Origin of the sequence: Acidiplasma sp., from assembly GCF_038728925.1 — an archaeon.
Taxonomy (GTDB): domain Archaea; phylum Thermoplasmatota; class Thermoplasmata; order Thermoplasmatales; family Thermoplasmataceae; genus Acidiplasma; species Acidiplasma aeolicum.
Genome location: NZ_JAVYSZ010000026.1, coordinates 1 through 9,396, shown reverse-complemented (window position 1 = coordinate 9,396; position 9,396 = coordinate 1). Strand labels below are relative to the sequence as shown.

11 protein-coding genes are annotated in these 9,396 nt (G+C 34.7%); 4 read left to right on the top strand and 7 right to left on the bottom strand.

All coding sequences use genetic code 11. From position 1 onward, the window contains the following. Positions 1 to 1,700: Hsp70 family protein (locus QXW15_RS07495; RefSeq protein WP_342790259.1), on the top strand; the 1,700-nt coding region annotated here is incomplete at its 5' end. Here QXW15_RS07495 and QXW15_RS07490 read toward each other — a convergent pair. From QXW15_RS07490 to QXW15_RS07475, 4 genes are all read right to left on the bottom strand, one after another. Beyond that, positions 1,697 to 3,133 carry an amino acid permease gene (locus QXW15_RS07490; protein ID WP_055032256.1) on the bottom strand — a complete coding sequence of 479 codons (1,437 nt, stop codon included), beginning with the start codon at positions 3,131 to 3,133 and terminating at the stop codon, positions 1,697 to 1,699. The genes QXW15_RS07495 and QXW15_RS07490 overlap by 4 nt on opposite strands. A 247-nt stretch (positions 3,134 to 3,380) precedes the next feature. Further along, positions 3,381 to 5,381 (bottom strand): xanthine dehydrogenase family protein molybdopterin-binding subunit, encoded by a 2,001-nt coding sequence (locus QXW15_RS07485; protein ID WP_055032334.1) that lies wholly within the window; start codon positions 5,379 to 5,381, stop codon positions 3,381 to 3,383. Beyond that, the gene (locus QXW15_RS07480; protein WP_054963809.1) at positions 5,368 to 5,853 is read right to left on the bottom strand and encodes a (2Fe-2S)-binding protein; all 486 of its coding nucleotides are present in this window, start codon (positions 5,851 to 5,853) and stop codon (positions 5,368 to 5,370) included. Before QXW15_RS07480 ends, QXW15_RS07485 begins: the two co-directional genes overlap by 14 nt. Further along, positions 5,837 to 6,709, bottom strand: a complete 873-nt coding sequence (locus tag QXW15_RS07475) for a xanthine dehydrogenase family protein subunit M (protein ID WP_342790256.1) — start codon at positions 6,707 to 6,709, stop codon at positions 5,837 to 5,839. The genes QXW15_RS07480 and QXW15_RS07475 overlap by 17 nt, the downstream gene beginning before the upstream one ends. A gap of 127 nt (positions 6,710 to 6,836) precedes the next feature. Between QXW15_RS07475 and moaC the strand changes: the two genes are divergently transcribed. The 3 genes from moaC to QXW15_RS07460 are packed head-to-tail and all read left to right on the top strand — an operon-like array spanning position 6,837 to position 8,364. After that, positions 6,837 to 7,277, top strand: coding sequence for a cyclic pyranopterin monophosphate synthase MoaC (gene moaC, locus QXW15_RS07470; protein ID WP_048101102.1), 441 nt, complete (start codon positions 6,837 to 6,839; stop codon positions 7,275 to 7,277). Further along, a complete protein-coding gene (locus QXW15_RS07465; protein WP_287950440.1) occupies positions 7,267 to 7,731 on the top strand; it encodes a molybdopterin-binding protein in 465 nt (154 codons plus the stop codon). The genes moaC and QXW15_RS07465 overlap by 11 nt, the downstream gene beginning before the upstream one ends. 33 nt (positions 7,732 to 7,764) lie before the next feature. Continuing rightward, positions 7,765 to 8,364, top strand: coding sequence for an MBL fold metallo-hydrolase (locus tag QXW15_RS07460; protein ID WP_287950439.1), 600 nt, complete (start codon positions 7,765 to 7,767; stop codon positions 8,362 to 8,364). Here the strand turns inward: QXW15_RS07460 and QXW15_RS07455 are convergent, their stop codons facing one another. The 3 genes from QXW15_RS07455 to QXW15_RS07445 all read right to left on the bottom strand — a co-directional run. Beyond that, positions 8,365 to 8,778 carry an HIT family protein gene (locus QXW15_RS07455; RefSeq protein WP_054964201.1) on the bottom strand — a complete coding sequence of 138 codons (414 nt, stop codon included), beginning with the start codon at positions 8,776 to 8,778 and terminating at the stop codon, positions 8,365 to 8,367. It lies immediately after the preceding gene. 166 nt (positions 8,779 to 8,944) lie between these two features. Continuing rightward, positions 8,945 to 9,121 carry a DUF1059 domain-containing protein gene (locus QXW15_RS07450; RefSeq protein WP_342790254.1) on the bottom strand — a complete coding sequence of 59 codons (177 nt, stop codon included), beginning with the start codon at positions 9,119 to 9,121 and terminating at the stop codon, positions 8,945 to 8,947. Positions 9,122 to 9,183: 62 nt separating this feature from the next. Further along, positions 9,184 to 9,396 (bottom strand): helix-turn-helix domain-containing protein (locus tag QXW15_RS07445; RefSeq protein ID WP_342790252.1); only part of this gene is annotated, 213 nt, incomplete at its 5' end.

The following is a 9,396-nucleotide window of genomic DNA, read 5'->3' as shown; positions in this document are numbered from 1 at the left end:
TAACCACCATTATTAATGGATCAATGAAAAGTGTTATAATACCATCAGGTGAAGGCACTCCTGATGGAAAAACGACCCCAAGTTATATAACATTTGCAGGGAAAAACATATATACGGGCATGCCGGCCAAAAAAATGGAAAAAATTTATCCTGACGGGACAATTAAAAATTTTAAGAGGAAAATTGGTACTGATTATCTTTTTAAAATTGGAAATGAATTTCATACGCCCCAGGAATTAACGGCCCTTTTGCTAACAAAAATAAAAATGGATGCCGAGATATATCTTAAGGATAAAATAAGGGATGCCGTTATAACAGTTCCTGCCTATTTTAATGACAATCAGAGGAATGCAACCAAGGTTGCAGCAGATCTTGCCGGAATTAAGGTTAAAAGGCTGATAAATGAGCCCACTGCTGCGGCAATTGCCTACGGTTTTAACCAGTTTCTGGATGAAAGGGAGCTAAATGAAAATGTAATTGTATATGATATGGGTGCCGGAACGCTGGATGTGACAATATTAAATATAAGGAAAAGAACATTTAGTGTACTATCAACATCAGGGGATACAATGCTCGGTGGAATAGAAATGACCAATGCATTATATAACCATCTTAGGTCGGTTTTTATTAAAAATAACATAAATATTGATTCCTCTGAGAAAATATTTTATCTTAAAGAGTTTGCAGAATATGCAAAGATATGGCTTACCTATAATTATACCATCAGCTTTTCACCCTCCAGTGTGCTATCCGGTGATTTTACAGGCCGTGGAAACATTAATATTGAAATAACAAGGGATGAGTTTAATTCAATTATAGAACCAATAATTGAAAGGTCATTTAGGGCAATAGATGAGGCCTTTTATAAATCAGGCATAACAAAAAACAATGTAAATCATTTAATCTTTATAGGCGGCCCAACTAAAATACCGTTCTTACAGAATATGGTTGAAAAATATCTTGGCATAAAGGCACTTTCAGGAATAGACCCAATGTACACTGTTGCCATAGGTGCATCAATTATAGCCGCATCAAAAGCTGAAATAAGGGAGGCCATAAAAACTGGAATAATATTTAAGGATGTTACACCCTTAACACTTGGCAATGTAATAATTAATGATATAGTCGTGCCAATGATCCCAGCAAATACCAGAATACCATGTTCTGTAACAAAACCCTTTACGACCGTTAGGGACTATCAGAAGGAAATAGTCATAAAGATTGTTCAGGGTGAAAGACCAATAGGAAGCTACAATGAATTGATTGGCGAGTTAAGATTAACAGACCTAAAGCCGGCGCCAAGGGGAGAGGTAACAATAGATGTAACATATGTAATAGACCGGAATGGTATTTTAAGGGTAAGTGCCAGGGATTCATCAACAGGATCAGAGAATCATATAATTATTAAAAAACCCATAAACATGGACCCTGAGAAAATTGAAAGGATAAAAAGGGAGGTTAAAAAATATTATGATTCAGATATGCAGATTAAAAACATAGCAGAATTGATGAATAATGCGAATGAAATGCTTTACAGGCTAAAAACAATTGCAAATTTTCAGTCCGCCTCTGGAAAAATATCCTATTATAATATAAGCCAGGACATAATAAAACTTACAGATCTTATTAAGAACAAGGATATTAAAAATCTAAAAAATTTAATTGAAAAATTAAAAAAGGACTATAATATTAATTATTAGCGGAGATTAAACTCCCCGGCCTCTCTTAATACCTCTGGTTTTTTCTTTATATAATGCAACGTTATTGAAATTCCTCCACCAAGCACCCAGATTATGGTGAATATAAACGATGCAAAATATGCTGTATTTATTCCTGTTGGATTAAGCATATACTTGTATATGATGTTGTATGCAGTGAAATATATGACAATGGCACCTATTATGGTGGCAGCCGATGGGGCAATTCCATGTTTTAATATGCTAAATTTATTTATCCTTCTTGTATAAAATGTTAATGATGTGTTGGCGAGTATATGTACTATTATTATTGAAATTCCGGTTCCAGCCTCCAGAACAAACGCAGCATTCAATGGTCCAAAAATAAGGCCAACTATGACATCAAGTATAAATGAAAATACTGCCCAGGTAATTACCGCATTTGCCGGTGAGTGATATTTTTTATTTATTTTTCCGAGCTTGGAGGGAAAAACAATGTTATCCCTTGCAGCAGAATACCACCATCTGCTAACTGCAGTTGCCTTTGAAACCCCATTTGATAAATAACTGTTTAAAGTAAAAACTATTAGAAGTATAAGTCCAACAGGTCCCAGGTACCTGTAAAATACAGTTAGACCCGCATCAGGATGGCTTGCAAAGCTTCCGATATTTGAAATTCCCCATCCAACGGTAAGGGCATATGCAGATGGTATGAGTGCAATGGCCGTAAGTATCATGGCAAAAACTATGGATTTACCTATATTCTTTTTTGGTTTTTCTATCTCCTCGGAAACTGTTGTAACAACTCCGGATCCCGTAAAATCCAGTATTGAGAACACGGATGCAAACATAATGGATGAAAAACCAAGTGAATATTTTCCAGTAACCTCAAATGGTATAAGCGAATTCCCGGACCCAACCCTTATAATTATTATAATTGATCCAATTAAAAGGAATAATATCTCCATTAAACCGGCTATTGCAGTGTAATTAAGGGACGGCCTTATTCCAAGATATGTTACTGTGACAATAAAGGCTGTGAAAAGGCCTGCAAAGAGTATCCATACATAAGGAATTGATGTTATTGCTGGATACATTAAAAATATGAAACTTGAAAGACCAAGTATTCCAAAGGCTGCACCTGTGACATCATAGTACATAAAGCTAAGCGCTGTAATGGGTCCCATGGCACCATCCTCTGTGGCCCCTGCTGCATATGCATAGTAGCTTCCGGCATTTGATTTGAACTTTGATAGCTCAAATGGTGTGACCATCCAGAGTGCGTAAATTATCCATCCAATTATTACTGATAGCACTGTTTGCGCACCAGATATTGAAAAGGATGCAACCAGCAGTATGGCAATATCTGCTGCAGGGGCAACCTGGCCAAGGGATTGAAACGTTCCCTGCAGCAACCCTATTGAATTTCTTTTTAATTCTGTTTTTTGCACAGACATTATAAACACCAATAATTAATTTAATAGTTGAATATTATATTAAAATTTTTTGTTAATTATATTCGAATTTTAAGTGTAACTATGAACAAAATTAATAAAAAATATTATTAATTATTAAAATTTTATTATTTTATATTTTTAATAATGAGTATTTAGCAAAATTTATATAATATTAGTATATTAAAAATAAATATAATCTAAAAATGTAAATGCCCAAAAAATGATTATCAATGAATTAATATTTTTATTAATCCATGCATTTATTAAATAATTTTAAATCATCAATCGGGAATTTTGTAACCCTCTTTTTTGTCTGCAGTTCTATTGACCTTGCAAGTGCACTTGGTATTCCTATCATGGGTGATTCTCCAATGCCCTTTGCCTTTGATGGAAATTCCGATGGATTTTCAACAAGTTCTATATTAAATTCTGGAATCCTATCTGCTGTTAAAAGCCCGGCATCTGCAATATTGTTTGTTATCAGCTGCCCATCATCTGAATACCTCATCGTTTCACATAATGTCTCGCTGATGGCCTGAAGACTTCCACCGTGGATTGAACCAAGGACATTCTTACGGTTTATTACCTTGCCAAGATCATAATATGCATAGACCTTTATGGAGTTAATATCATTGATATCACATGAAACCATGTTAAAGTTTACAGAATTTGCGTTGTAATCTATTTTGTAATAATAATACTCATTAAATTCGTTTTCCAGTAAAAGTTTGCTATCATATTTACCGAATTTTTTGATCACATCATTCTTTATTATTTCAGCAGTTTTCATTAAAACTGACGTATGTGTAATTCCTGATCTAGATCCCCATGTACCAGTGCCGTCCTTTAATGTCACCGTATCATCATATTCCAGTGAAATTAAATTTTTATCTATGCCAAATTCATTACTAAGTATTTCCTGTGTGAATAGTTCATGACCCTGGCCGGAAACATCACCACCAAAATAAACATGCACCCTTCCATCCTTTACATGTATTCTGCATGATTCACCGGGCGCAGTGTCCTCATCAAGGATGAAAAGTGATATGCCAAGCTTTTCCTTCTTTGATAGGTTATAGTAATCGAAATGTTTTAATGCAGCCTCCAGGAATGGTTTTGTTGGGTAATTCATGTCAAGGCCAAGTGGGGATTTAAATGGTTTTTCTGTTGCATTTTTCAATCTTATATCGGCAATATCCATATTAAGCCTGTCTGCAAGCAGATCAATCATTCTTTCCATGATGATTGATGCCTCTGGTTTACCAGCACCACGGTAGTAACCATTCAAAGATTTGTTTGTAAGCACATACTTTGCAGTTAAATGCGCATTTTCAATAAAATAGGGGCCAGTAACCTCGTGAACAACATTTCCCATATCGACCTTATCAGCATCAGCATAGTATGCACCAGAATCCAGATAAACTGTACCATCAAGGCCTGTAATCCTGCCATCCTTTTTGGCGTAAAGGGTAATGTCTGCCCTTATGCCCCTTCCAGCATGGGCGGATTGCAGATGCTCTGTTCTTGTTTCTATCCACTTAACGGGCCTTTTATACTTCATTGATGCGTAACAGGCTATTATATACTCTGGAAATAGCAATGCCTTAAGTCCAAATGCCCCACCGGTATCAACATGATAAACATTAACCTTATCCTCAGGGAGGTTAAGTGCCTTCATTATGCCAGCCTTCATCCTGTGAACCGACTGGCTTGAAATGTATACATTAAGCACACCATCGCGGTAATCTGCAACTATCCCCCTTGTTTCCATTGGATTCGCAAGAACACGATCCATGAATATTGAGTCGCTAACCTTTAAATCAAAGTCAATATCCTTTTCACTGAATTTTTTTCCAATTTCTTCAGTTTCCATAATATTGTCCTTCATTCCATGCCTCACAGGCGGGTGTTTTAATGCCTCATCAATTGATGCAACTGCGTCAAGGGGCTCGTAATCGACCTCAAGTGTATTTACCAGATCCTCTGCCTCATATCTGTTCTCGGAAAAAAAGGCGGCAACGCACTGGCCAACATAATTTACCTCATCAATTGCAAGCACTGGCTCTCTCATGGCATGATCATCAAGGGTGTAATATGCCTTTAATTCAGATGAATTTAACCCGCCCTTTATATTTTTTATTCTTGCATGTGCATATGGGCTTCTGGCAATGGCCATGTAAAGCATATTATCCATTTTAATGTCATCTATATATTTTCCCTGGCCGTTAACAAATCTATTTAGATACATTTATCTCCTCCCTCTGCCTTAATTTTTCCTCTGCCTTTTTAACAGAATCGATAATGGTTCTGTATCCTGTGCACCTGCACAGATTACCTCTAAGATTCTTTTTTATGTAGTCCTCGTCTATGTCCCCTTCCGCATTTTTTATTAAGTAATATGATTGCATAATCATGCCGGGGGTACAGAAACCGCACTGCAGTCCCTCTTCCTCAACGTATGAATCCTTAACAGCATTTAGATCAGGGTCATTGCTTTCTATTGTTGTTATTTCATGATTGTTTGCCTGAACTGCCAGAACGGTGCATGATTTAACTGTTTTTCCATCCATTAAAACCGTACAGGCACCGCAGTTGGTTGTATCGCATCCTATATGTGTTCCGGTTAAACCAAGCTCGTCCCTCAAAAAACTTACAAGCAGCATGCGTGGCTCGACATCCTTTTTATATTCCTTCCCATTTACCTTAATGTTTACCATCATTTAAAACACCATATACCTCTTTTATTCCATTTTTAAACATTTCATTTAAAATCTCCATTTTATGATCCTTAGTGCCGTTAACATCATCCTCTATATCAATATATGATTCCAGTTTTTTAAATGCAGATTCAAGTGTGTTATCATCCGGCTTTTTTCCCTTTAAAAATTCCTCAACGTCAACAGCTTTAACCGCAGTTGTATTTAAATTTGTAAGTCCTATGCCCACATCATTGATTGTTTTGTCATTCCCAACTGACATATTCACTGCTATGGCGAATACCGGAAAATCGCTTGAAAGTGTTGTAAACTTGAAGTATTTGCCATAATATTTTGAATAGTCACCTATAATAATTTTTGTTAAAATTTCATTTGGTCTGACATCGGTCGTGTATGCATCTTTAAAGAAATCTGTGGCCTTAACAGTTCTAATACCTGAAGAGCCGGTTATTTCAAACTCAGCATTTAGTGCAAGCATAACAGCTGGCATATCATTCCTTGGGTCTGCCTCACAGACATCACCACCTATTGTCCCCATGTTTCTAACCTGCGGATCAGCTATTTTTGAGGCCGCATCAGATAAAAGATTGCACTTCTGTTTTATAAGCCTATTTCTTGCAACCTCTGCAGTTCTTACCATTGGGCCTATCTTTAATCCATCAGAACCATCTATAAAATTTAGTTCCTTTATGTTAGCTATATCTATAATATTTGGAATGGATGTGAACCTGAGCTTTAAAAGAGGTATTAGGCTCTGACCCCCTGCAAGTATCTTGGCATCATCCTGGAATTTATCCAGCAACTTTTCCAAACTTTCAATATCTTCTGGCGCAAAATATTCGAATTTATCCGGATACATTACTATAATTAATTATAAAAACTATTTAAATTTTTTTTAAGATACCTTATAATTAATAAAATTATTGAATAATAAAATTCAGATTATTTTTAATTAATTTTTAATAATAATATGCTATTAATAATTTATGATAGACATATCTTCAAAAGAAATAGTTTTAAGGGAGGCAAGGGCCTCAGGATGCATAAGGCTTAAATCCGGCACTGTAAGGCAAATTTTAAACAAAAATGTAAAAAAGGGAGATGTCATTGAAACTGCCAGAATAGCAGGTACAATGGCCGTTAAAAATACTTCTGGAACAATACCATACTGCCATCCAGTTCCTGTTTCGTCAATAGATTTTGACTTTGAAATTCTGGATAATCAGATAAAATGCTCATGCACCGTTAAGGCCATTTACAGAACCGGGGTTGAAATGGAGGCCATTAATGGTGTGCTAACAGCATTATTAACTGTATGGGATATGGTAAAATACCTTGAAAAGGATGAAACAGGAAACTATCCCGAAACTTTAATCTCTGGAATAAAGGTTGATTATAAGAAAAAGGCTGAGATAAATGCACAGTGATGATATTGAATATAATTTAAGGTATAGAATAATAACCGTATCATCATCAAGAACCATTGAAAACGATATATCAGGTAATAAAATGGCAGAATTAATAGGAAAAAATTATGAAAGATCCATTGTTAAGGATGATGAAGTAGAAATTCTTGGTGAATTATTCTGCAATTATAATAAATTTGATGTTTTTATTTACATTGGTGGTACCGGCGCATCAAGACTTGATCAGACAAGCATTGCATTAAGGAAAATTGCTGATAAGGAATTTTCTGGATTTGGGGAGCTTTTTAGGGCAAAATCCGGTGGATATTTTCCATATATCTCCGATGCCTCAATGTTTACATACAGGAAAAAGATTATTTTTTCAATTCCCGGATCAGAGAATGCACAGCCGGTGGCGTATGAAATTATTTCAAGGATAGTGAATCATACATACCATGAGCTTACCAAGGAATGAAAATATTAATACATATTAAAGCCATTTAAATATATGATTTTTATTGAAAATATCTTTAGCATAGAAAAAATGAAATCCCATGTATATGTCATAAATACTGGAAAAAATATTGTGCAGATAGATTGTGGCATTGAACAGGACGCTAAAAAGATAATAAATTTTTATGATTCCAAAAAATATGCGCCTGATTACATACTTATTACCGCAGTTGATTACCTTCATGTTGGTGCATTAAAGGAAATTTATGAAAAGTATAAACCAAACATATATGTTAGCAAGTATGAAATGGATACGCTGAAGAATGGACTGCAGCTGAGGGGAATAGAGGAGATGGAGGGAAAGGGCCTTGAATTCGCCACTGTTAAGGCCTTTAATTCATATGCACGCCTGGATCTTGATGGTTTTGAAAAAATAGATACTCCTGGATATACAGACGGAAATGTTTCCATATACTATCATGATAAAAATGCATTGTTTACAGGTGATGCTGCATATGTGAAAAAAGGGAAATTGTATTTTGACCCAATGTTCGTGAAAAGTGAAAAACTGGCGGAGGAATCATTAAGTAAAATAGAAAAAATGAGGCCAGTTTATATATTTCCATCACATGGCGACCCGGCAGAATTAAAATAATTATTCAGTGAGCTCTCTTTTTATCCTTTCTAGGTATTCATCATTTACATCCATTATTTTTTTAACCCACCATTCATCGACGAAATTCAAATTATCATTCTCAATTCTTGGTATAATATGAACATGATAATGGAATACCGTCTGATTTGCAAGTTTACCATTTGAATTCATAATGTTAACATTATTAATTCCCCATTTTCTCTTAATAAGATCTGTAACTATCTTAACAGTTCTAAAAACATTTAATAATGTTTCATTGTCCATATCAAATATATTCTCATAATGCCTTTTAGGAATAACAAGTATGTGCCCCCTCGATATTGGATATATGTCTAAAAACGCAAGTGTGTTATCATCCTCATATACCTTATAAGACCGTGCACGATTGGAAACTATATCACAGAATATACACATGAATAAATATTATTAATTAATATTTAATTTTATTTTATAATTTGCATGTGTTAATTAAAAACAAGAGAATAAATTGAAAATAATGTACCAGCCTTTTAAGATGTTTAAATGGCATGATATATTAAAATATTAGTAAAATAATAAAAATAAAAAAATTTTAAAATTTTTAATATTCTTTTATTGCAGATTTGACCTTGTTGAAAAGTTCTGGGGTTATTTCATTTATTCCATGTGCATTTTTAGCATGTGCCTGTATTACAGGTATTAATTCCTCTATGGAATCTGCCCTTACGTCAAATCCGCAATCCATTCCTATATCCTTGCATTTAAATTCGTATCCCATTTATATCAATTAATTTATTATTTTATTATATTAAAAGCGTGCATATCATATGTGATACTAAATTACAAATTATTGAAGATATATTCCTCAATAATTTTTCTCATCCCCCTTCTTAATGTGGACTGCACTGATTTTTTGCTTACGCCCAATTCCTGGGCTATACCATTAAGGTCTATCTTTCTGTTAAAATCAAAATATCCCTTTGAATATGCGGTGTATAAGATCTCCTTTTGCCGTAATGTTAATTCACCGGGCAAATGTTTGTCAGTAATATA